Source organism: Candidatus Pelagibacter sp. HIMB1746, from assembly GCF_052047555.1.
Lineage (GTDB): Bacteria > Pseudomonadota > Alphaproteobacteria > Pelagibacterales > Pelagibacteraceae > Pelagibacter.
Genome location: NZ_JBNAJZ010000001.1, coordinates 468,615 through 490,964 on the forward strand (window position 1 = coordinate 468,615; position 22,350 = coordinate 490,964).

Genomic DNA, 22,350 nt, shown 5'->3' on the forward strand with positions numbered 1-22,350 from the left:
AAAAATTAACAACCAACAACTAAGGGTTATATGAGCGCAACTGTCGAAACTATATTATTATACACAATCGGAGCTGGTTTTTTATCTATTGTATATGGATTTTTAACTGGAAAAAATATTTTAAATTCAAGTGCAGGAAATGCAAAAATGCAAGATATTGCTTCAGCTATTCAAATCGGAGCAAAGGCTTATCTAGCAAGACAATACAAAACAATTGCAATTGTTGGTGCAGCTGTTCTTGTAATAGTTAGTATTGCATTTAGCCCATTAGTTGGCCTAGGTTATTTAATTGGTGCAGCATTATCCGGTATTGCAGGATATGTCGGCATGTTAGTTTCTGTAGAAGCCAATGTGAGAACTGCTGAAGCTTCAAGAAAAGGTCTAGCTCAAGGCCTTTCAGTGGCTTTTAAATCTGGTGCTGTAACTGGTATGTTGGTTGCTGGTTTAGCATTGTTGGCAATAGCAGTTTATTATTTTTTATTATTAAAATTTGAAGTTGATGAAAGAGAAATAGTGAATGCACTAGTTGCATTAGGGTTTGGTGCTTCTTTGATTTCAATTTTTGCAAGATTAGGTGGGGGTATTTTTACTAAGGGTGCAGATGTTGGAGCTGACCTTGTTGGTAAGGTTGAAGCTGGTATTCCTGAGGATGACCCAAGAAATCCAGCAGTAATTGCTGACAACGTTGGAGACAATGTTGGTGACTGTGCTGGAATGGCAGCAGATTTATTTGAAACATATGCTGTTACTATTGTTGCAACTATGGTTTTATCATCAATTTTCTTCGTAGGTGATCTTAATATGATGATCTATCCTCTTACAATTGGTGCTGCTTGTTTATTGACATCTATTATAGGTACATTCTTTGTTAAACTTGGAAAAGATAACAATGTGATGAACGCATTATACAAAGGATTTATTGTATCTGCGGTTGCATCATTAGCTATTCTTTGGCCTGTAACAGATCATGTAATTGGTTTTACAAATGAATACACTGTTAATGGAAATACATTTAATGGAATGGATTTATATTACTGTGGAGTAATTGGTTTAGTTATTACTGGTTTGTTAATCTGGATTACAGAATATTACACAGGAACAAGTTATAGACCTGTTAAATCAGTGGCTTTATCATCAACAACTGGTCATGGAACTAATGTTATTCAAGGTTTAGCTGTATCAATGGAAGCAACAGCAATACCTGCATTAATCATTGTTGCCGGTATCTTAATTACAAATTCTATTGCTGGCCTATTTGGTATTGCAATTGCTGTTACAACAATGTTAGCGTTAGCTGGAATGGTTGTTGCGTTAGATGCTTATGGCCCAGTAACTGATAATGCTGGAGGAATAGCTGAGATGTCTAACTTGGATAAAAAAGTTAGAAAAACTACTGATGCTCTAGATGCTGTTGGTAACACTACTAAAGCTGTTACAAAAGGATATGCCATTGGCTCTGCCGGTTTAGGTGCACTCGTTTTATTTGCAGCTTACACTGAAGATATCAAACATTTTTCAAAAGAAGCAGGCTCTGCTCTTGAAGGTATTGTTGTAACTTTTGACTTATCAAACCCTTATGTTGTAGTTGGTTTGTTAATTGGTGGAATGTTACCTTACTTATTTGGTTCTATGGGAATGCAAGCTGTTGGAAGAGCAGGTGGTGCCGTTGTTGTAGAAGTTAGAAGACAGTTTAAAAAATTTCCAGGTATCATGAAAAGAAAACAAAAACCTGATTATGCAAAATTAGTTGACTTGTTGACTGTTGCTGCAATTAAAGAAATGATAATTCCATCATTGTTACCAGTACTATCACCTGTAGTTTTATATTTTATAATTCTATCAATAGGTGGTCAGGTAGCTGCCTTAGCTGCTGTTGGAGCTATGCTTTTAGGAGTTATTATTACAGGACTCTTTGTTGCTGTTTCTATGACTGCTGGTGGTGGCGCATGGGACAATGCCAAGAAGTATATTGAAGATGGAAATCATGGTGGAAAAGGTTCAGAAGCACACAAGGCTGCTGTTACAGGTGATACAGTAGGAGATCCATATAAGGATACTGCAGGTCCAGCTGTTAATCCAATGATTAAAATTACAAATATTGTAGCTTTATTATTGTTAGCAGTTATCGCTGGCTAATTTCTTTACGTTTTTTGGCCCTCACACCAAGAGGGTCATTAATTTTTTGTCTCATACTTGACATAAATTTGTAAATAAATGACGTTTTTTTAAAGTCAGAGTCAGTTGTTGCATCAACAATTTTAATTCTTTCCATATCATCTTTGTTATAAAAACTTTTCTTTTTTAAAATACCGTATTTATCAATTTCTAAGACTAACACGTGATTTTTAAGTATCTTCATTTGACCTAAATGTTTTAATTTTGATTGAGTTTGTTGTCTTTCAATGTAAATTAGTACATCATTATCAAATTTACTTGTTGTCGATGGGTTACCTAAAATTTTTTTTATATCATTTTTATTGCTCTTATTTACTATTAGTAATTTTTCTTTTTTATCTAGAAATGGCACACCATGTTGTTTAATAACAGGTTTAAAGGAACAGTTAGAAACTACTATAAAAGCAAAAATTATATATAATAGATTTTTCATGAAAAATTCTTTTATTTATATTTACAATAATTTAATTAATTTCACTAGAAATAAAGATTTGTATAAAAATTTAAATAGACAAGACAATTTTTCAGATCGTTTAACTTTATTTTTACTTCATTTTTCTTTTTTTCTTAAAAATTATAAAAATGAAGACAATAAAAAAGTTTTACAGGAAATATATGATTTTAACTTTAGACAGTTGGAATTAAGTATAAGAGAGATAGGTTATGGTGATCAATCTATAAATAAAAAGATGAAAGATTACATAAATTTGTTTCATTCTATGGTTTCCGAAATCCATTTTTGGGATAAACTATCCAAAGCAGATAAAATTGAAAAACTATCAATATTTTTAGTCGATTTTAAAAATATTGACGATTTATATAATTATTTTGAGGAATTTAACATAAATTTGTCAAAAAAAACTTTGAATTCTTATATAAAAAGTGTAAGTAACCCATAATTATGGCTGTACCTAAACGAAAACAAACCCCTTCCAGAACTGGAATGAGACGGGCACAAACAATGAAATTTTCAACTAAAAATATAGTTGAGGATAAAAAATCAGGTGAATACAGGCTTTCTCATCATCTGGATTTAAAAACTGGCATGTATAAGGGTAGACAAGTTTTAGACCCAAAAGAATAGTATAATAATCTTAATGTCCGAAAAAATTAAAATTGCAGTTGATGCAATGGGAGGTGACGGTTCACCAAAAAAAGTTATTGATGGCATTATATATAACCACCAATCAAATAAAAATAATTTTTATAAAATATTTGGGGATAAAAATAAAATTTCTCCATTAATTGAAAATAAAATTAATAAAGAGTTCTATGAAATTTTTCATACTGAAAATTCAATTAAAAGTACAGACAGTCCTTTAGAAGGTGCCAAAAGAGGAAAGGACACAAGTATGTGGCTTGCCATTCAGAGTGTTAAAGAAAAGCAGGCTGATATAGTTATATCTGCTGGTAATACTGGTGCACTATTAGTTGTATCAAAATTGAATCTTAAAATGATCGAAAATATAGACAAACCAGCTTTGTCTGCGCTTTGGCCAAATAAAAAGGGTATGAGCGTTGTATTAGATCTTGGAGCTAATATTGAGTGTAGTTCAAAAAATTTGAGTGATTTTTCTTCGATGGGAGCTGCTCTTTATAATTCATTATACCCAGATGAAATAGCCAATGTTGCTTTATTGAATATTGGCTCAGAAGAATTAAAGGGTAATGAAGTAATAAAAGAAACATATCAAGTTCTTAATGATAAAAAATCTGAAAATTTTAATTTTTCTGGATACATTGAGGGTAATCATATAATGGATGGTGAAGTTGATGTAATTGTATCCGATGGATTTACTGGAAATGTCGCATTAAAAACAGCTGAAGGGACAGCAAATTTCATTACAAGCGAATTGAAAAAAGCAATGACTGGCAATTGGATAGGAAAAATATCCTCTCTTTTAAATGTTTCAAATTTAAAAAAATTTAAAAAAAGATTAGATCCAAGACTGTATAATGGTGCAATTTTTATAGGATTAGATTCTCCAGTAGTAAAAAGTCATGGTGGCACTGATTACGTTGGCTTCGCTAACTCATTAGATGTTTGTCATAGAATTGTTAAAGGTAATTTGATAGAAAAGATTAAACAGAATCTTTAAATGAGAATAAATTTAACTAAAAAAGATTTAGTTAATTTAGTTTATATGCAACTAGGTTTTTCTAAACAGATTTCAGAAAATTTAATTGATGATTTTTTATCTACGATTGTTTCTAACATTAAATCTGAGAAAAAACTTAAATTATCTAAATTTGGAACTTTTTCCATTAGACAAAAAAAAAGTAGAATTGGTAGAAACCCAAAAACTAAGGAAACTAAAGTAATAACTAGTAGGGATGTTGTTTTATTTAAACCTTCAAAAGAATTTAAAGAGTTTATAAATCTTAAAGATTATGGATAAAGCTGATCAAGCTTACAAAACTATTGGTGAGGTTGCTAAAATTTTAGACTTAAAAGTCAATAAGAAAGGTTCTTTGCCTACTCACATAATAAGATTTTGGGAAACACAGTTTAAACAAATCAAGCCAAAAATTCTTAATTCCAATAGGAGATATTATGATGAAAAAAATATAGATCTTCTTAAGAAGATTAAATATTTGCTTAAAGATCAAGGAATGACAATTAATGGAGTTAAAAAGATCCTGGATAATGAAGATACTTTAAAGCTTGACGAAATGGCAGATAAATCTATAAAAGCTGAGAAATTAAAAAATAAGTTAATTAAAATTTCAAATATTTTAAAAACACTAAAATAAATGGCAAAAAAAACACACGTAAAAGTTAGAATGGTTCCAGAAGCTAAACCTGATAGTCCTTACTTTTATTATGTAAAAAAACCAGCAGGTGGCGAGAAAGCAAAAGTAAAATTATCTGCAAAAAAATATAATCCAGACACAAGAAAACACGAAATATTTGTGGAGAAAAAGCTTCCACCGCATAGTAAGTAAATTATTTTTTTTTAAAATTTCTTCTTTCGTACTCAATATAAGACCAAATCATATTTTTCCAAATACGATTAGTTATTTTTGGATCAATGCCTTGTTTTAGAGATTTTGTTTTAATTTTTTTTAATATAAAATTAATTCTTTTCTTATCTACGATTTCTTTTTTAAATTCTTTTAGCTTTAAAACTTCCTCAACTAGTTTTGTTCTATATTTTATAAGTGATAATAGTTTATTATCTAGCTTATCAAGCTTAACTCTTATTAAATCTAGTTTTTTTTTATTATTTGGCGACATTTAATTTATTGGAATACTTAATAATTATTATATTTATCTGAACATGTACAGTGAGAATAATCATTTAAATAATCAACTTAAATCGTGGATGCTATCATTATTAATTTTAGTTTCTTTAATAATATTGGTTGGAGGTTTAACAAGATTAACTGACTCCGGTCTATCAATTACTACTTGGGAATTATTTGTTGGTTTTTTTCCACCTTTTACAAATGAAAAATGGTTAGAATATTTTAATTTATATAAAACAATTCCTGAATACAGCCAACAAAACTTCAATATGACGCTTGATGAATTTAAAGTAATATTTTGGTGGGAGTGGGGACACAGGCAGTTAGGGAGAATAATTGGTTTAACAGTATTACTTCCAATGGTTTATTTTTCATTTAAACAAGGAGTTTGGATTATAAAAAAATATGGACTCATTTTTTTACTGGTTTGTTTTCAAGGATTTTTGGGTTGGTACATGGTATCAAGTGGATTAGTTGAAAGAATAGATGTTAGTCATTATAGACTAGCAATACATTTGGTAACAGCATTTATCATTTTATCAATTGTATATTGGCAATTTTTAAAGTTATCATCCTCTTCAAATCAAACAATTTCAATTAATCTTTTTATAGTAAAAATTTTTTTAGTTTTATTATTTTTGCAATTAATTATAGGTGCTTTTGTATCTGGTATGGATGCTGGTAAAATCTATAACACCTGGCCATTGATGGGAGTTAATTATTTTCCTGATGATAGTAGTTTTAAAGAGTTTTTGAATTTGAAAGTTTTTGATAATCCCTCTATTGTTCAATTTATACATAGAAATTTAGCATACTTGATTATTGTCTTTTATGCCTTAATCCTCTTTAAGGTAATTAACACTGGAAACAAAAAATTATACAAACCTATCACTGTAATTGGTTTGACTTTGGCATTTCAAATTTTTCTTGGTGTGATAACTATTTTATCTGGAGTAAAAATGTTATTTGCATCTTTACACCAGATAAATTCTATTTTGATAATACTTTCAACTTTGTATTTTTTATTTATCTCAAAATACAAAAGACAGATTAATTAATTTCTATTTGTAGACATATAAATAAAATTAACTAACTGCTTTTAAATTACCTTTTGATGATTTGTCTAAAGCTTGATCTAAATCATCGATGATATCATCTATATGTTCCAAACCAATACAAAGTCTAACATATCCAGGGGTTACACCTGAAGCAGCTAATTCATCCTCATTTAATTGACTGTGAGTAGTTGTTGCTGGGTGTATTGCTAAACTTCTAGCGTCACCTATATTTGCAACGTGGTAAAACATTTTTAAAGCCTCAATGAATTTTTTACCAGCTTCGATACCACCAGATAATTCAATACCAACTAAAGCACCATTACCATTTTTAAGATATTTTTTTGCTCGACTTGATATCTCTTCATTATGTTCAGTGGAATAAATTACTCTCTTAACTGCTTTATGATTTTTTAAGTACTCAACCACTTTTGCAGCATTATCACAGTGTTGTTTCATTCTTAAAGCAACTGTTTCAAGTCCTTGTATGACGCCAAATGCATTATCCGGAGAAAGAGCTGATCCTAAATCTCTTAATAGGGTTACTCTTGCTCTAACTGCAAAAGCAACATTTGCACCTGTTAATTCGGGCACAGCTTTACCCCAAACAACACCTCCATAACTTGAATCAGGTTCATTAAATAGTGGCTGTCTTTTTGGATCTGCTGTCCAATCAAAATTTCCACCATCTACTAGTGCACCCCCAACTACTGTTCCATGACCTGCTATATATTTTGTTAAAGAATAAACAACCACAGCAGCACCATGTTCAATTGGTTTACAAATTACAGGGGCAGCAGTGTTATCTAAGATTAATGGAATGTTATATTTTCTACCAATATCTGAAACCTCTTTAATTGGAAAAACTCTTAAATATGGGTTTGGTAATGTTTCTCCATAAAAAGCTCTAGTTTTATCGTCTATTGCTTTTTCAAAGTTTTTTGGATCTGAAGGATCTGCATATCTTACTTCTATACCAAGCTTACTTAAAGTATGCGTAAATAAAGAAACTGTTCCACCATAAAGATCTGTTGAACTAACAATATTATCTCCAGCTTGAGCAACGTTTAATATTGCAAAAGTAGAAGCGGTTTGCCCAGATGCTACAGTTAAACTTGCAAGACCACCTTCAAGAGCAGCGATTCTCTTTTCCAACACATCGTTAGTCGGATTCATTATTCGTGTATAGATGTTTCCAAACTCTTTTAACGCAAATAAATTAGCTGCATGTTCAGTGTTATTAAATTGATACGAGGTTGTTCTATAAATTGGAACTGCTACTGAATTTGTAGCTGGATCACTTCTGTAGTCTCCACCATGTATCGCAATAGTTTCTGGATTATTTCTTTTTGTACTCATTTTTACTCCTTTTTTAGTGCTTTTGCTTTATGCAAGGCGCACAATACAGTTCAAATGCCTACCGATATAATTTTATGAAAATTCCATTTTAGCAGTTTTATGCCCGCAATAGGATCAAATCGGCAAGTTATAAATAGCATATTAGTTATGTTTTACAAGCTAAATATAAAATTGACTTTGAATAATTTAATAGTATTAATCCTCGCACAATGACAAAATTCACAAAAAAAGATCAAGTTACTTCATCTTGGTACGAGATAGACGCAAAAAATGCAGTTGTTGGAAGATTAGCGACTGTTGTATCTAATATTATTAGAGGCAAAAATAAGACTACTTATACACCTCACATGGATGATGGAGATTTTGTTGTAGTAAAAAATATCGAACAAGCAAAATTTACTGGCAAGAAGTTTCAAAACAAAAAGTACTATAGACACACAGGACATCCTGGTGGAATTAAAGTTACCACACCAGAAAAACTTCATGAAAAAAAACCTGGAGAAACTTTGAAATTAGCAGTTAAAAGAATGTTGCCTGGTGGTGTTTTGGGTAGAAAACAACTAACAAAATTAAAAATTTATTCTGGAAGTGAGCATCCTCATGCTGCACAAAACCCAAAAGTTATAGAATTAGATAAACTAAACAATAAAAACATTGCAAGAAATTAATATGGAAAACTTACAATCAAACACAAAAACTCCTAAGCTAAAATTAGATTTTAAAGATAGTAAGTATGCAACTGGTAGAAGAAAAACTTCAATAGCAAAAGTTTGGTTAAAAAAAGGTTCTGGTAAAATTTATGTTAATGGCAAATTATATAATGAGTATTTTGCTGATGAAATTCACAAAATGCAAATTACAAGACCTTTTGAAATTATAAATCAAGCTACAGATTATGATGTTAGATGTAGTGTAAAAGGTGGCGGACCTACAGGTCAAGCTGGAGCAATGGTTCATGGTATTTCTAAAGCTTTGGTTCTCTTTGATGAAAATTTAAAAACAACATTGAAAACTGAAAAGCTTACAACCAGAGATTCTAGAGCTGTTGAGAGAAAAAAACCTGGTAGAAGAAAAGCTAGAAGAAGCTTCCAGTTTTCTAAAAGATAATTTTTTTTACAATTTAAACTGCTATAATAAAAAATGCCTAAGCTTAATGCATTAGTTGCCGGATCTACAGGATATATTGGTGTTCAATTAATTAAGTTATTAATTAACCATAAATATATTAATATTAAATATCTATGTGGAAACTCGTCTGTTGGAAAAAATATTTCTAATTATGATAAATCTCTGTCAAAAAAAAAATTACCTAAAATCGTAAAATTTAATCCTAAACTGTTAAATAGTATTGATGTTGTCTTTACAGCTCTACCAAATGGTGAAGCTCAAGATATAGCAAAAAAACTTAATGATAATGTTACTTTAATTGATTTAGCAGCAGATTTTAGATTAAAAAAAGCTAATGATTATTTAAAATGGTATAAACAAAAACACCGAGCTCCAAAATTACAGAAGAAAAGCATTTATTGTTTACCCGAAATAAATCGTGATGAATTAAAAAATCACAATATAATTTCGTGTCCAGGATGTTATCCAACATCAATATTATTACCTCTTGTTCCGCTAATTAAAAAAAAATTAGTTAAATTAGACAATATAATCATTGATTCAAAATCTGGATATTCTGGCGCCGGTAGAGGAGTTCATAAAAAATATAAAGATAAGAACTTATACGAGTCTTTGAGCGCTTATGGTGTTGGTTTTCATAGACATAATTCTGAAATTCATCAATTTTTAAGCAAATTTACAAATAAAAATTTTCAATTTAGTTTTACTCCACATTTATCTCCTATGTTTAGAGGTATATTAAGTACAACTTATTTAGATTTAGAAAAAAATGTTAATCAATCAAAAATCATCAAAACACTTAAGGTCTCTTATAAAGGAGAAAATTTTGTTAAAATATTAGATTCTGATAAACTGTTGAGCACAAATGATGTTATCAATACAAACAATTGCTTTATTACAGTGTGTAAATCAAAATATAAAAACAAAATAATCATTATTTCTGCAATAGACAATTTAATCAAAGGTGGAGCAGGTCAGGCTGTTCAAAATTTAAATAATAAATTTAATTTTCCTGAAAGAACTGCTTTAAAATGAAATATTTGTTAATTATTTTTCTAATTTTTTTATGTAATTGCTCTTTAAATAAAGATTCTCAGTATTGGACAGAACATCCTGCTGAAAATAAAAAAAATCAAAAAAAAATAACTCAAATACTTAAAAAGTCAGACGATATAACAAAAATGACATTAGAAGAATATGAGATTTATATAGATGACTATACTAAAAAAAGTAAATATCCAGATATAAGCAAATGAATAATATAGTGAATGTTGCAATTGTTGGACTTGGTCAAGTTGGTAATTATTTATTTAATGAACTAATTGTTAAAAAAAAAGATATTGAACTTAAAACAGGAAAAAGAGTTCATGTAGTAGCTATTTCTGCAAAAAATATAAATAAAAAAAGAAAATATAAAATTAATAGAAAAATTTTTTATAAAAACCCTTTTGAAATTTTTAAAAAAGAAAAAGTTGATATTTTATTTGAAGTAATTGGACAATCTGATGGGGTTTCTAAAAAATTAGTTGAAACTGCTTTAAAGAATAAAATTCATGTAATTACACCAAACAAAGCTTTAATTTCAAAACATGGAAACAATTTAGCAAAACTAGCTGAAAAAAATAATGTTAATCTAGAATTCGAGGCATCTGTTGCTGGTGGGATACCGATATTGAGATCTATTAAAGAGGGATTAGCTACAAATAAATTATCTAAAGTTTATGGAATTTTAAACGGTACTTCAAATTATATATTGTCAGAGATGGAAAATTCTGAGCAAAATTTTGCTGATGTTTTGAAAAAAGCTCAAATGCTTGGATATGCCGAACCAGGAAATCCAAAATTAGATTTAAATGGTTTTGACGCATTTGCAAAAGTGAGAATTTTATCCGCTTTGGCTTTTAATAGTAAAATATCAAATAAAAAATGTTTGATGGAAGGAATAGAAAAGATTGATTTAAAAGATATTAAAATTGCAAATCAATTAGATTTAAGAATTAAACTACTGGGTATCTCTGAACTCAAAAATAATCAACTTTTTGAAACTGTTCATCCATGTCTTGTAAGTAAAAAATCATATATTGGTAATGTAAATGGAGTAATGAATGCTGTTATCCTTAATGGCAAACCAGTAGGAGAAAGTGTATTACAAGGGGAGGGTGCTGGACCAGGTCCCACTTCATCATCTTTATTATCTGACTTATTATCTATTTTAAGAGGAAACATTAAAAAGCCATTTGGTGTAAGTGTAAATAAGCTTAAAACTTTAAAGACTTACGACGTAAATAATTATGTTAATTCTTTATATTTAAGATTTGAAGTTAAAGATAAACCAGGCGTTTTATCTCAAATAACCAATCGTTTAGCTAAATATAAAATTTCTGTCAAAAGATTAATCCAAACCCCAGATAAAAAAAATAATAAAGCTACCATCGTAATAGTTACTCATAAAACCACAGAATTAAATTGTAATAGCTGTTTATCTATATTTAAAAAAAATAAGAATATCTTAAAATCACCTACGTTAATTAGATTGCTTGATTAATGGAAATATATTTCAAACTTATTGAAGTATTATTTCCTGTTTTTTTTGTTGTTGGGATTGGGTATTACCTTGGTAAGAAAAAACCAGATTTTGATAATTCCTTTATAACTACTTTTGCCTCAAATGTTGGTACACCTGCAATGGTTATATATTCTATTACTTCTACAGGTATAACATTTGAACAATATACCAGTTATTTTATTTATTATTTAATTGCTATTGCTGGTTTTGGTTTAACAGGCATAATTATTTTATATCTATTAAAAACTAAAGATATCATTAGAGAAATCCCAGTATTTCTTCTTCCTAATAATGGAAATATGGGTATTCCTATTTGTCTTTTTGCTTATGGTTCACAAGGTTTAGGAATAGCTGCATCAATATCTTCTCTTATAATTTTACTTCACTTTACATTAGGAGTGTTTCTAGCCGACAGAAAATTTGACTTTAATATTTTAATTAAAAATCCACCTTTTTACGCAATTATATTTTCAGTTACTTTTATTTATTTTGACTTGGAGATGCCCAAGGCAATTATTAATTTAACTGAATTGTTAACATATACTGCAATTGTTTTAATATTAATGTCGTTAGGAATTGCATTAACAAAATTAAAAATTTTTTCTTTCACTAATTCAATAATTGCCTCTATTGGAAGAGTAATCATTGGACCCGTGATTGGTTTTTTAATTATAATTTTTTTCGATCTTTCTGGATTTGGTGCAGGTGTAATTTTAATTCAATCTGCTATGCCAAGTGCTATTTTAAATTATTTAATTGGATCAATGTACTCACCAAAAGAAATAGTAGATAACATCGCTAGCACTATTGTTGTTTCTACATTAATGTCATTTATTACAGTTCCAATAGTCGTATTCTTTGCTTTAAAATACTTCTATTAAGATATATCTTTCAGTTGTGAAGGCTATAATTTTAAATGCATCTGCTTGGATGATCGTCCCTGTTATGGATGCGTTTGCTAAATATTTAAGCTCATCAATGGATGTTTTGCAAATAACATGGGCTAGATATTTTTTTACCGTAGTCTTTACTCTGTCTTTAATGCTTATATTTTATAGACAGTCATTAGTTTGGACTAAAAAACCGGCTCTGCAACTAATAAGAGGTTTGATATTTGTTTTTTCTACGTATTTATTCTTTTATGCGATTTCTGAAATTTCACTCCCTAAAGCTTTAACTTTAGCATTTGTAGCACCAATTTGTGTCACAGCTTTATCTCCATTTTTTTTAAATGAGAAAGTAGGGGTGAAAAGATGGACTGCTGTGTCGTTAGGATTTGTTGGTACTTTGATTGTTATTAGACCTGGATTTATTGAACTTAATTTAGCTACTTTAGCTGCTTTAGGTAATGGAATTTGTTATGGTTTTTACCTTATTATAACAAGAAAACTTAGTACTTCAGACAACCCTCTTTTAACGCTTTTGCTTTCAGGTTTAATAGGAACTGTCATTATTAGCTTATTTATGCCTTCTGTATGGGTAAATCCTTCTACAAATCAGTGGATTTCAATGGCTTTAATCGGCCTTATAGCCTCTGTAGCCCATCTTTTCTTAATTTTATCACTGAAATATGCTGATGCCTCAAAATTAGCTCCTTTGGGCTATACAGAAATTATAACAAACATATTAATTAGCTACTATTTCTTTCATGAATTACCGGATAATTGGACTTATTTAGGTCTTTTTATAATTGTCTTAAGTGGTCTCTATATAACCAGAAGAGAATATATTTTAAAAAGAAGTAATTAATAGTATTTATTTGTATACTAATTATTAATGTTTTACATTAATATATACTATTAAATTATTGTAATTATTTAATAAATTATTTATATATAAATATAATTAAAATGTATTAATATTTGTTGAAGTAGAGTAATATTTTGGTTTTTTAACTAAAATCATAAATATTAATAGCTTTTTTGGATCACATTGTTTTAGAAAAAAATACTAATTTTAGCTAAAACGTTGATAAATAATTTAAATTGCTAGAAGTGTTTAATTGCAACATTTTTTTACTAATAAAATTCTAAATTGTATCTTTGCATCAAAAATTGTAGGGCAGGTGGCTTAAAAAAGCTGTAAAATAAAGCAAATTTAAGACATTAAAAAAGGGTTGATATCATTAAATAATAGAGCAATGCAGTAATAGAATATGCTCTTTAATCGCCCATAGAGGCTATTTATTTAGTTATATTAGATTATATAGTACAACTGAAGGGTGAATAGTGCTATTTACATGATTATTCAGGAAAATCGTCTAAAAGTCTTTATTTTCAACACTTTTTTCACCTTAAATATCAACTTTTTCAGATCTAAGTAATCGCAGCTTAGTCTTAATTCCACCTTTTCCTGAGTATCCTCCAAGAGATCCGTCGGTCCTAATTACCCTATGACAAGGTATTTTTGGAGGATATGGGTTTTTCCCAACTGCATTTGCTACTGCTCTATGAGCTTTTGGCTTTCCAATAGCTTTTGCCACCTGAAGGTAGGTTCTGACTTCTCCTCTAGGTATTTTTTTTAAGTAATTCCAAACTTTTATCTGAAATTTAGTCCCTTTTAAGTTCATATAATTCAAATCCTGTATTTTTTGCAATTTTATCATATAATTTTTTTGCTGTCTCATTGGAAGAGTGGGTTATCCAACGAATTCCATCCCAATTATTTTCTTTAGATAAAGATTCTAGGTATTTTATAAGTTTTTGAGCTATTTTCCTGCCTCTATAGTGTTTATCCACAAATAAATCATCTAAAAATCCTATATATTGACCTTTTATTGGTCTTGGCATTGTTCTGTAGTGTGCAATTCCAACAATTTTATCTTCAATTTCGTAACATACTCCATTCACAACATGATTTTCATCGTGTATCCAACTCCATAAAGTATCTAAAATCTCTTGTTCCATAGGAACTTTATAAAATTTAGCATACCCGCAGTACAATTTTATCCATTTTTCTTTATCTTTTCTTTTAATTTTTCTAATCATTTACATTAGTTATTTACATTAAATTATTGTAATCATTATCTTTTTTGGTTTATAAAATTATACAGTTCTTTTATTCTATTGCTTGCGTTTCTTTCGAAAATTGCAGGTATTAATCCATGAATTAAAGCCATAAATCCACCAGCAATCATTTTTGAGCCTACTTTGAACGCTACGCTCATATGTTCTGCATAACTTTCATTAACCGAATTGAGATGTTCTTGTGATTTTTTGATCATAATTTTTATAATTATTAGTATTGACTATTAAAATCTATTAATATATTACTAACGATAATTAATTGTTATCAATAGTAATTATATGAATGAATTAACCACTAATCTTAAATTGCTTCATGAAGCAACTATAAATAACCTTAAAAGTTCAAAAGCCAACAATACACTTAGAGCATACAAATCTGATTTTAAAGATTTTGGAACTTTTTGTTCAAAACATGGTTTAAATTCATTGCCAACTGAGCCTAAAATTGTCTCGTTATATTTAACCCATCTTTCAAAAAATTCTAAAATTAGCACATTAAGAAGACGTCTTGTGTCAATTGGTATGGTTCATAAATTAAAAGGTCATTACTTAGACACAAAACATCCTATAATTGTTGAAAATTTAATGGGAATCAGAAGAGTTAAAGGCAGCATTCAAAAAGGTAAAAAACCTATATTAATTAATCATTTAAAATTAATTATTAATTCAATAAATGAACAAAAAACTGAAGAAATAAAAAAACTTAGAGACAAGTCAATAATTTTAATTGGTTTTGGTGGAGGATTTAGGCGAACTGAGCTAATTTCGATAGATTTTGAAGATCTAGAATTTGTTCCAGAAGGTCTAAAAATTACATTAAGAAAGTCAAAAACTGATCAATTTGGAGAAGGAATGGTTAAAGGACTTCCCTACTTCAATAATGAAATTTATTGTCCTGTTAAAAATTTAAAAAAATGGTTAGAAATTTCTAAAATCCAGAATGGTCCTATATTTAGACGTTTCTCAAAAGGTTCATCGTTAACAGGCAAAAGATTATCTGACCAATCTGTAGTTTTGCTTATAAAGGAATATCTCAAACTAGCTGGTATAGAAAATAAAAATTTTGCAGGTCATAGCTTAAGATCAGGATTTGCAACTGTAGCAGCTGAGTTTGGCGCTGATGAAAGAAGTATAATGGCTATGACAGGTCACAAAACTACACAAATGGTTAGAAGATATATTAAAGAAGCTAATTTATTTAAAAATAATGCATTAAATAAATTAGAAATTTGATTTTTTATATTTGTTAATATTATCTTTTGTAGAAAAGATTATTTCTATTTGAAAGTTTAGAAATTAAATTAGATAAAATATTTTGATAGTTGTAAAAAATATTTTGATAATTTTTTGCCTGAAATTTAAATATTTTATTAAGATTTTTAATACCTATTTTATTAGATTCAAATCTTCCACCAATAATTAATGCATCATAACCATAACCACTACTAAATAATTGATATAAAGATTCAGAAGATAAAGAACAATAAGGTTTAGATATTTCAAAATTATCAATTTGAATTAATCCTTTTTTAAAATCAAACATACATTTAATTTTGAGATCAGTTAAATTGAAATATATGCTATAATTTTTTTTATTAAAAAAATAGTATAAGTAAAATAAGTTGTTATATTTTTTAGTCGTATTAATAAATTTTCTAGAAATTTCTTGATTAGTTGAAAAATCAATTCTTTTAGTGTCAATTTGGATAGGTGAAATTTTATTGTAATGCCAAGAGTACTTACTTACTGAAGCATTATTATCCCATTTTGATTTAAAATTCCAAACATCACCAGGGTAAAAACTTAAAAAATTAACATTTGGGTGATGTGTTTTTAAAAACTCTATTGTAGGGCCAATTTTATTTATTGAGTCATTTAAATAGAAATTGTCATATCGTGAAAAATAACAAAAACTTGCAAATGGAATTACATTTTTAGGATTTAAAAAATTAATTGTATTTGAAAGATTTTTTAGAATTTTAGATGACCAATTTTTACGTTCAATTGAGTCTTCTTTGTTTGACTTGCCAATGGCATAACTAAATTGAACCATTAATAAATCTATTTGACCACACAGATTTTTTATAGTTTTTAATTGTTGTACATTTTTGATATCGCAATCATTTAAATTTAAAATTTTAATCCCATCAATATTAATTAGACACATTGAGTCAAGGTACTGAAATGGTATTGTAGTAATTGAAAAATTTTTATCCAAGAAAAACTCTTCGTTAAAATGCATCTCTTTAATTTTAGGTGAAATTTTCGAAAGAAATTTTACAACCCTTTTATCCTTGGTTTTTTGAAATAAAAATTTAGTTTTGTTATTAAATATTTTTAAATTAGGGGGGTTAAAATGATCTGGATGTTCATGACTAAACCACACATAATTAGATTTTTTTAATTTTTCTATTAAGTTTTGTGGTGTTTTGACTAATAAATTCCACGAATTATTAAATACCGATCCTTCAATCCAAGGATCAATTGCCAAAGAAATTCTTTCATTGGATATAATAAAACATGAATGATTAATAAATTCTAATTTATTCATTGTAATATTTTATCATTACTATTATTAAATTGAAGACAAACTTTAAACCAGATAATGAAAAAAAATTTTGATACAAAAATTTCTGTATTAGGTGCAGGTTATTGGGGCACTATATTAATTAATACATTAATAAAATTAGGTTATAAAAATATAAACGTTTTTGATGTAAACAGTAAAAATTTATTAATTTTAAAAAAAAAATTTCCAATAATTGTTATTAAAAAAAATTTAGAAAAAATATTAAAAGATAAATTATCAAAGAATGTTTTTGTAGCAACACCCCCATCCAAAAATTATTTAATTGTAAAAAAATTAATTTCTCATAATAAAAATATTTTTTTAGAAAAACCAGGTTTCATAAATAGTTTACAAATCGAAAAGATAAAAAAAATTATAAATAAAAAAAATAAATTAATGTTTGGTTATGTTTATTGTTACAATGATTACATAATTAGGATTAAAAGAATTTTAGAGAAAAATTATCTTGGTGATGTTCTATATGTAAGTTTACGAAGACAAAATCTTGGACCCATTAGAAATGATGTTGATGTTGATTATGATTTAACATCGCACGATTTGAGTATATTATTAAAGTTATTTGATAAAAAACCTAAGGTTATTTCTTTTAAAAAACACTATATCCTAGATAAAAAAATTGCAGATATATCAAATATACACCTTAAACTTAAAAATATTCCCATTGATATAAATAATAGCTGGCTGAATCCTACTAAAGAAAGATTAATTAAAATAATAGGAAAAAAAAGAATGTTAATATTTGACGAAATGAATTTAGAAAACCCATTAAAAATTTACAATCAATATGCTAAGTATCCAAAATTAGACTATTTTAGTAAAAATTTTCTAAAATCCAAAGTTTATATTTATAAAGGTTCAAGTAAAAATATCAAAATTAACGCAACCCCTTCGTTGGAGAATGAAGTATATCATTTTTTAAATTCAAACAAAATAGAAACTGATATTAAATTTGGATCAAAAATATTATCAATATTAAAAAGAGTTTAATACTGAAACTATCTTTTTTATATTTTTGATATTTAATGTTGGATCTATAGGTAAGCTTAAGCAATTATTTGCTATATTTTCTGCGTATTTAAATTTTTTACTTTTAAAATTTTTTTTTAAACAATCCAATTGATTTATCGATTGAGGATAATGGAAACCACATTGAATTTTATTTTTTTCTAATAATTTCTTTAATTTTACTCTATTTTTCATCAATATTACATATTGATGATAAACAGATTGCTTGGAATAATTTAATTTTTTAATCTTATTATTGTTAATATTTTCATCGTAATATTTAGCTATAATGGATCTTTTTTTGTTGTATTTTTCTAAATTTTTCAATTTATGAGTTAATACAACTGCCTGTATCGTGTCTAGTCTACTATTGAAACCAACTTGAGTATGAATAAATTTTTTATCAGAACCTAAATTTCTAAAATTCTTAATTTTTTTATAAAATTTAATATTATTTGTTGTTATTATGCCTGCATCACCATAGGCACCTAAGTTTTTCCCTGGATAAAGGCTAAAGCAGGAAATATCAGCAAGAGACCCTACTCTTTTATTATTCAATTTAGATCCATGTGCTTGTGAACAATCATCAATAATATAAATCTTTTTGTTTTTAATTATTTTTTTTATCTTATTTATATCAACAACAGATCCATATAAGTGAACTGGCATAATGACTTTAGTTTTACTTGTTATCTTTTTTTTAATTTCTTTAATACATATGGTTGGTTTATTTTTTTCCAAATCTACCAAAATAGGTTTAAGTCCTGCATTAATGACAGAAAAAGCTGTTGAGCAATAAGTCATTGCAGGAATTATTACTTCAGAGTTTTTAGGTAAATCTAATATTTTTAAAGCTATTGTGAGTGCATCAGTTCCATTTGCACAACTTATAGCATAATTGGCATTGCAAAATTTAGCAAAAGATTTTTCAAAATTATAAACTTCTTCACCTAAAATAAAATTATTTTTACTAATAATTTTCTTTATATCTTTAATAATACTATTTTTTATTTTTGCGTCTTGTTTGGTAATATTTAAAAACTTAATCATAAATTTATTTAGTTCTTAACTTGATTTTTTTATATCTGCTTTTTTCACTTTTTAAAATTTTTGATGTGATATTATTTCTTTTTAATCCAACTAAATTTTTATTCTTTTTTTTAGCAGGTTTTCCATAATAAATATAACCAGGAAGTAGATTTAATTTTTTAGTTACAAATGAATGCATTCCGATCATGCAATAAGATCCAATAATTTGATTTTGATGAATACTGGCTTTAATTCCAAGTTGAGAACCTTTCATTATGTAAACATTGCCACCCAAAACTACTTTGCTACTTAGGATCACATCATCTTCAATTATACAATCGTGATCTATTGTAACAGAATCCATGAAGTAATTGTTATTACCTATTATTGTTTTTTTTCTAATTTTTGTTGGTAGATGAATATTTGTGTATTCATTAAAAGTATTATTATTTCCAATTATAATTTTTCCGTTACTTTTTAATCTTGGATGTTGAGCAATATTTCCAATAACAACATATGGACCTATAATATTGTTTTTACCAATTTCTACATTTTTCCAGTTAATTAAAGCTGATTTATGTATTAGATTTCCATTTTTTTTTTGATATTTAAGCATTATTAAATTTTACTTTATCCAAACGTATTGATGTTTTTTTGGAGTTTCAAAAACTTTGTGAATAATTGATTCAGCAACAATGGTATTTTCAAAAAAATTAAAATAACTTTTTTTTGCATTTTTAGATCTTTTAATTAACATTTTCTCATTTTTTTTTATTTGTGAAAGCTTTGATAATAGATCACTTGGGTTTTTATAAGTTTCAATTTCATCATTATTAAAAAAATCTTGGTACATCACTTTTTCATCAATGAATGGAAGTATTCCATTACCCATTAGTGTTGCAATTCTATTACTAGAACAATATTTACTTGGTCCACCTCTGCTCAGATTTAAAGCAGTTCTTGCTATACAGATTTCTTTGTTGAATTGATAATTCCATTTTGGTTCTTCATTAAAAAGTCCTAAAAAATGAAAACTAAAATTTTCACTATCTGTACTTAATAATTCATTTATAAATTTTGACCTTTCATCAAAGGTATTATTCTTGAGTTTACCATAATTAACACCATTACTTAGAGCAAAAAATAGATCTTTTGTTTTTTTTACCTCAAAAAAATTTTCTGATTCAATGTTGGGATCTACTGGTATTGGCAAAAAATTAATTTTTTGTTTTTTAATTTTTGTTTTAATCGCATCTGGCGATGTTGTAATAAAATATTGATCAATAAGGTCATTATTTCTTTCTAATAAAGAAATATTATTTTTGAAATTTGGATCACCTTTTACAACATGATCTTCGTACCAAATAGCAGTTTTACAATTAAATTTTTCTTTTATAGTTAATAATGAGTTTCTATTTAATAAATTATTATGTCCAAATAAAACTAAATCTGGTCGATAATGATTGACAATATCTTCTATTTTTAAGTTGATATTATTTTGATTAAATAATTTAAAATTTGTATTTCTATAATCAAAATTAATTACATCATGCCCATTTCTTATTAATCCATTAGTTATCTTGCTAGCAATTGAAATATTAAATAATCTATGATTGACTTTAATACCAAAATTACCAACGTGTAAAATTTTAAAAAATCGTTTTTTTGATTTTCTTACATCAGAAATCTTAATTCTTAGTTTATTGAGTTCTTTTATACTTTTTTCTGGTGTATTTTGCACATTTTTTAAATTATATAATTGAATTTTTTTTAAATGATTTTTGTTCTCTATTAAAAAAGAAATTTTTTGAAAAAGGTTTCTACTATCATTTTTTTTTAGTACTAAATTATTTTTAAATGTTTCTGATAAGCCTCCACTTATTGAGGTTATGACAGCACAACCTCTCGAGGCACTTTCCATTGCAGTTCTTCCAAAAGGTTCTTCCCATGTTGGATTTACGACGGATATAGATGATTTTTCATATAACTTTAATAATTTTTGATGCTCCATCCAATTAAATATTTTTAATCTTTCGTGGTTAATTTTGTATTTTTCTCTTGTTTCATTTCCAACTACAATTGCTGACCAATCATTATATTTAGTAAGTATTTTGTTTATTACCTTACAGAAAATATGATATCCTTTACTTTTATTTAGTTTTCCAGCAAAAATTATTGTTTTATTTTTTTTTGGTAATTTTTTTAATGAATCAATAAAATTGTAGATAACGTTCGTATTATTTTTATGTGAAAAATTAAGATTTTTAAAAAACTGTTTTTTTACCCAATTACTAACAAAAGAAATATTGTTGCAATTTCTAAGCAGATATAGTTTATCAAAATTTGTTTGGCTATGTCTAATATTGTTTGGATCATTGTGAAATATTAAATTAATTTTTAGGTTAGGATTGTTCTTTATTAAATATTTTGCATATTCTGGCCTATTATGAATTTCCACACATTCAATTTTTTTTTTATTTAAAAAAAAATTAATTTTTTTAATATAATTAAAATTAGTAAAAAATTTTTCTTTGATTTCAATTGGATTAATGTTTTTAGTTAGATATTTTTCTTTATAATTTTTCTTTTTACAAAAAATAATATCATCATGAGATTTTGAAAATTTAACATAATCTGAAACCCAAATTGATACAGCTCCAAAATTAGACACAGTATAATTCTCTTTTAATGGAAGAATAATTCCTGTCTTAAATTTATCTAATTTCATCATTTAATTTGGTTAATATTTTATTTATATTAAAAAAAATATTATTTTTTGATTTATAAATAATTTTGTAGTTATTAGAGTTAAAAATCCATGCACTCAACCATTTTTCATCTTTTTCATTAATAATATCTATTGTTTTTCTCTTTAAGGCTAAAGAGGTGTGTACAAAATAGCCAGCATGTGAGCTAATATTGCAAAATGAATTTTTTATAGTGCTCTGGAAATCATTAATTGGTATATCCTCTATCAATATAACGTCAAATTTCTTAAGTATATCATAATTGATTGAGTTGTATTTTTTTTTAACCACTTTTAAATTTTTATAATACTCACAATTGTTATTGAATGATGTTAAAAAAATTTTTTTATTAATTTGTTTTTTAAAAGTTTTTAAACTTTCAGTAAAACTATAATTAATATCTTTTATATCTGTAAATTTA

Annotated in this window: 28 protein-coding genes and 1 riboswitch; of the genes, 17 read left to right on the forward strand and 11 right to left on the reverse strand. The window is 27.0% G+C overall.

Annotation, left to right across the window (positions count from 1 at the left end):
• Positions 1-30: 30 nt before the first annotated feature.
• A complete protein-coding gene (locus ACTTBM_RS02625) occupies positions 31-2,136 on the forward strand; it encodes a sodium-translocating pyrophosphatase (protein ID WP_075506739.1) in 2,106 nt (701 codons plus the stop codon).
• Here ACTTBM_RS02625 and bamE read toward each other — a convergent pair.
• Positions 2,123-2,608 carry an outer membrane protein assembly factor BamE domain-containing protein gene (gene bamE, locus ACTTBM_RS02630; RefSeq protein WP_440634591.1) on the reverse strand — a complete coding sequence of 162 codons (486 nt, stop codon included), beginning with the start codon at positions 2,606-2,608 and terminating at the stop codon, positions 2,123-2,125. The genes ACTTBM_RS02625 and bamE overlap by 14 nt on opposite strands.
• Between bamE and ACTTBM_RS02635 the strand changes: the two genes are divergently transcribed.
• From ACTTBM_RS02635 to ACTTBM_RS02660, 6 genes are read left to right on the forward strand one after another with little or no spacing between them, the layout of a single operon-like run.
• Positions 2,607-3,074: a ubiquinol-cytochrome C chaperone family protein gene (locus ACTTBM_RS02635; RefSeq protein WP_440634592.1), complete on the forward strand. Its 468-nt coding sequence runs from the start codon at positions 2,607-2,609 to the stop codon at positions 3,072-3,074. The genes bamE and ACTTBM_RS02635 overlap by 2 nt on opposite strands.
• Positions 3,075-3,076: 2 nt before the next feature.
• Complete coding sequence (rpmF, locus tag ACTTBM_RS02640; RefSeq protein ID WP_023853776.1) at positions 3,077-3,259, forward strand: 50S ribosomal protein L32; 183 nt, start codon at positions 3,077-3,079, stop codon at positions 3,257-3,259.
• A gap of 13 nt (positions 3,260-3,272) precedes the next feature.
• Positions 3,273-4,274, forward strand: coding sequence for a phosphate acyltransferase PlsX (gene plsX, locus ACTTBM_RS02645; protein WP_440634593.1), 1,002 nt, complete (start codon positions 3,273-3,275; stop codon positions 4,272-4,274).
• The gene (locus ACTTBM_RS02650) at positions 4,275-4,574 is read left to right on the forward strand and encodes an HU family DNA-binding protein (RefSeq protein ID WP_262589169.1); all 300 of its coding nucleotides are present in this window, start codon (positions 4,275-4,277) and stop codon (positions 4,572-4,574) included. It abuts the gene before it with no gap.
• A complete protein-coding gene (locus ACTTBM_RS02655; RefSeq protein WP_440634594.1) occupies positions 4,567-4,929 on the forward strand; it encodes a MerR family transcriptional regulator in 363 nt (120 codons plus the stop codon). The genes ACTTBM_RS02650 and ACTTBM_RS02655 overlap by 8 nt, the downstream gene beginning before the upstream one ends.
• Positions 4,930-5,121: a 50S ribosomal protein L33 gene (locus ACTTBM_RS02660; protein ID WP_440634595.1), complete on the forward strand. Its 192-nt coding sequence runs from the start codon at positions 4,930-4,932 to the stop codon at positions 5,119-5,121. It abuts the gene before it with no gap.
• Between the two features lies 1 nt (position 5,122).
• Here ACTTBM_RS02660 and ACTTBM_RS02665 read toward each other — a convergent pair whose 3' ends face one another.
• Positions 5,123-5,413 carry a chorismate mutase gene (locus tag ACTTBM_RS02665; RefSeq protein ID WP_440634596.1) on the reverse strand — a complete coding sequence of 97 codons (291 nt, stop codon included), beginning with the start codon at positions 5,411-5,413 and terminating at the stop codon, positions 5,123-5,125.
• Between the two features lie 88 nt (positions 5,414-5,501).
• Here ACTTBM_RS02665 and ACTTBM_RS02670 point away from each other — a divergent pair, with 88 nt between their 5' ends.
• Complete coding sequence (locus tag ACTTBM_RS02670) at positions 5,502-6,482, forward strand: COX15/CtaA family protein (RefSeq protein ID WP_440634597.1); 981 nt, start codon at positions 5,502-5,504, stop codon at positions 6,480-6,482.
• A gap of 27 nt (positions 6,483-6,509) precedes the next feature.
• Here ACTTBM_RS02670 and ACTTBM_RS02675 read toward each other — a convergent pair whose 3' ends face one another.
• Entirely contained in the window at positions 6,510-7,838 is a 1,329-nt protein-coding gene (locus ACTTBM_RS02675) for an O-acetylhomoserine aminocarboxypropyltransferase/cysteine synthase family protein (protein WP_440634598.1), read from the reverse strand.
• Between the two features lie 2 nt (positions 7,839-7,840).
• Positions 7,841-7,907: riboswitch (SAM riboswitch) on the reverse strand.
• A gap of 140 nt (positions 7,908-8,047) precedes the next feature.
• On the opposite strand from ACTTBM_RS02675, the gene rplM reads away from it, so the two are divergent.
• Genes rplM through ACTTBM_RS02710 form a run of 7 tightly spaced genes read left to right on the forward strand, consistent with a single transcriptional unit; the run spans position 8,048 to position 13,281 of the window.
• On the forward strand, positions 8,048-8,506 hold the full coding sequence (rplM, locus tag ACTTBM_RS02680) for a 50S ribosomal protein L13 (protein WP_440614344.1): 459 nt from the start codon (positions 8,048-8,050) through the stop codon (positions 8,504-8,506).
• Position 8,507: 1 nt separating this feature from the next.
• Positions 8,508-8,945 (forward strand): 30S ribosomal protein S9, encoded by a 438-nt coding sequence (rpsI, locus tag ACTTBM_RS02685; protein WP_428080071.1) that lies wholly within the window; start codon positions 8,508-8,510, stop codon positions 8,943-8,945.
• 33 nt (positions 8,946-8,978) lie between these two features.
• Positions 8,979-10,001, forward strand: a complete 1,023-nt coding sequence (gene argC / locus ACTTBM_RS02690; RefSeq protein ID WP_440634599.1) for an N-acetyl-gamma-glutamyl-phosphate reductase — start codon at positions 8,979-8,981, stop codon at positions 9,999-10,001.
• Positions 9,998-10,222, forward strand: coding sequence for a hypothetical protein (locus ACTTBM_RS02695; protein ID WP_440634600.1), 225 nt, complete (start codon positions 9,998-10,000; stop codon positions 10,220-10,222). The genes argC and ACTTBM_RS02695 overlap by 4 nt, the downstream gene beginning before the upstream one ends.
• Positions 10,219-11,511, forward strand: coding sequence for a homoserine dehydrogenase (locus ACTTBM_RS02700; RefSeq protein ID WP_440634601.1), 1,293 nt, complete (start codon positions 10,219-10,221; stop codon positions 11,509-11,511). Before ACTTBM_RS02695 ends, ACTTBM_RS02700 begins: the two co-directional genes overlap by 4 nt.
• On the forward strand, positions 11,511-12,413 hold the full coding sequence (locus tag ACTTBM_RS02705) for an AEC family transporter (RefSeq protein WP_440633391.1): 903 nt from the start codon (positions 11,511-11,513) through the stop codon (positions 12,411-12,413). Before ACTTBM_RS02700 ends, ACTTBM_RS02705 begins: the two co-directional genes overlap by 1 nt.
• A 16-nt stretch (positions 12,414-12,429) precedes the next feature.
• Positions 12,430-13,281, forward strand: coding sequence for a DMT family transporter (locus ACTTBM_RS02710; RefSeq protein WP_440634602.1), 852 nt, complete (start codon positions 12,430-12,432; stop codon positions 13,279-13,281).
• Between the two features lie 544 nt (positions 13,282-13,825).
• Here the strand turns inward: ACTTBM_RS02710 and ACTTBM_RS02715 are convergent.
• From ACTTBM_RS02715 to ACTTBM_RS02725, 3 genes are read right to left on the reverse strand one after another with little or no spacing between them, the layout of a single operon-like run.
• A complete protein-coding gene (locus tag ACTTBM_RS02715; RefSeq protein ID WP_179850447.1) occupies positions 13,826-14,101 on the reverse strand; it encodes a methylated-DNA--[protein]-cysteine S-methyltransferase in 276 nt (91 codons plus the stop codon).
• Positions 14,082-14,519, reverse strand: a complete 438-nt coding sequence (locus ACTTBM_RS02720) for an N-acetyltransferase family protein (RefSeq protein WP_440634603.1) — start codon at positions 14,517-14,519, stop codon at positions 14,082-14,084. The genes ACTTBM_RS02715 and ACTTBM_RS02720 overlap by 20 nt, the downstream gene beginning before the upstream one ends.
• Before the next feature lie 35 nt (positions 14,520-14,554).
• Entirely contained in the window at positions 14,555-14,755 is a 201-nt protein-coding gene (locus ACTTBM_RS02725; protein ID WP_440634604.1) for a DUF6356 family protein, read from the reverse strand.
• Positions 14,756-14,837: 82 nt separating this feature from the next.
• Between ACTTBM_RS02725 and ACTTBM_RS02730 the strand changes: the two genes are divergently transcribed.
• The gene (locus ACTTBM_RS02730; RefSeq protein ID WP_440634605.1) at positions 14,838-15,791 is read left to right on the forward strand and encodes a site-specific integrase; all 954 of its coding nucleotides are present in this window, start codon (positions 14,838-14,840) and stop codon (positions 15,789-15,791) included.
• Positions 15,792-15,810: 19 nt separating this feature from the next.
• On the opposite strand, the gene ACTTBM_RS02735 is transcribed toward ACTTBM_RS02730, so the two are convergent.
• Entirely contained in the window at positions 15,811-17,109 is a 1,299-nt protein-coding gene (locus tag ACTTBM_RS02735) for an MBL fold metallo-hydrolase (protein WP_440634606.1), read from the reverse strand.
• A 54-nt stretch (positions 17,110-17,163) separates the two neighbouring features.
• Here ACTTBM_RS02735 and ACTTBM_RS02740 point away from each other — a divergent pair, with 54 nt between their 5' ends.
• On the forward strand, positions 17,164-18,135 hold the full coding sequence (locus ACTTBM_RS02740; protein ID WP_440634607.1) for a Gfo/Idh/MocA family protein: 972 nt from the start codon (positions 17,164-17,166) through the stop codon (positions 18,133-18,135).
• On the opposite strand, the gene ACTTBM_RS02745 is transcribed toward ACTTBM_RS02740, so the two are convergent.
• From ACTTBM_RS02745 to ACTTBM_RS02760, 4 genes are all read right to left on the reverse strand, one after another.
• Complete coding sequence (locus ACTTBM_RS02745) at positions 18,121-19,203, reverse strand: DegT/DnrJ/EryC1/StrS family aminotransferase (RefSeq protein WP_440634608.1); 1,083 nt, start codon at positions 19,201-19,203, stop codon at positions 18,121-18,123. The genes ACTTBM_RS02740 and ACTTBM_RS02745 overlap by 15 nt on opposite strands.
• Positions 19,204-19,207: 4 nt before the next feature.
• Complete coding sequence (locus tag ACTTBM_RS02750) at positions 19,208-19,798, reverse strand: hypothetical protein (protein WP_440634609.1); 591 nt, start codon at positions 19,796-19,798, stop codon at positions 19,208-19,210.
• Positions 19,799-19,807: 9 nt separating this feature from the next.
• A complete protein-coding gene (locus ACTTBM_RS02755) occupies positions 19,808-21,913 on the reverse strand; it encodes a glycosyltransferase (RefSeq protein WP_440634610.1) in 2,106 nt (701 codons plus the stop codon).
• Positions 21,897-22,350, reverse strand: a 454-nt coding sequence (locus ACTTBM_RS02760) for a hypothetical protein (RefSeq protein ID WP_440634611.1), incomplete at its 5' end; no start/stop codon positions are given. The genes ACTTBM_RS02760 and ACTTBM_RS02755, both read right to left, overlap by 17 nt.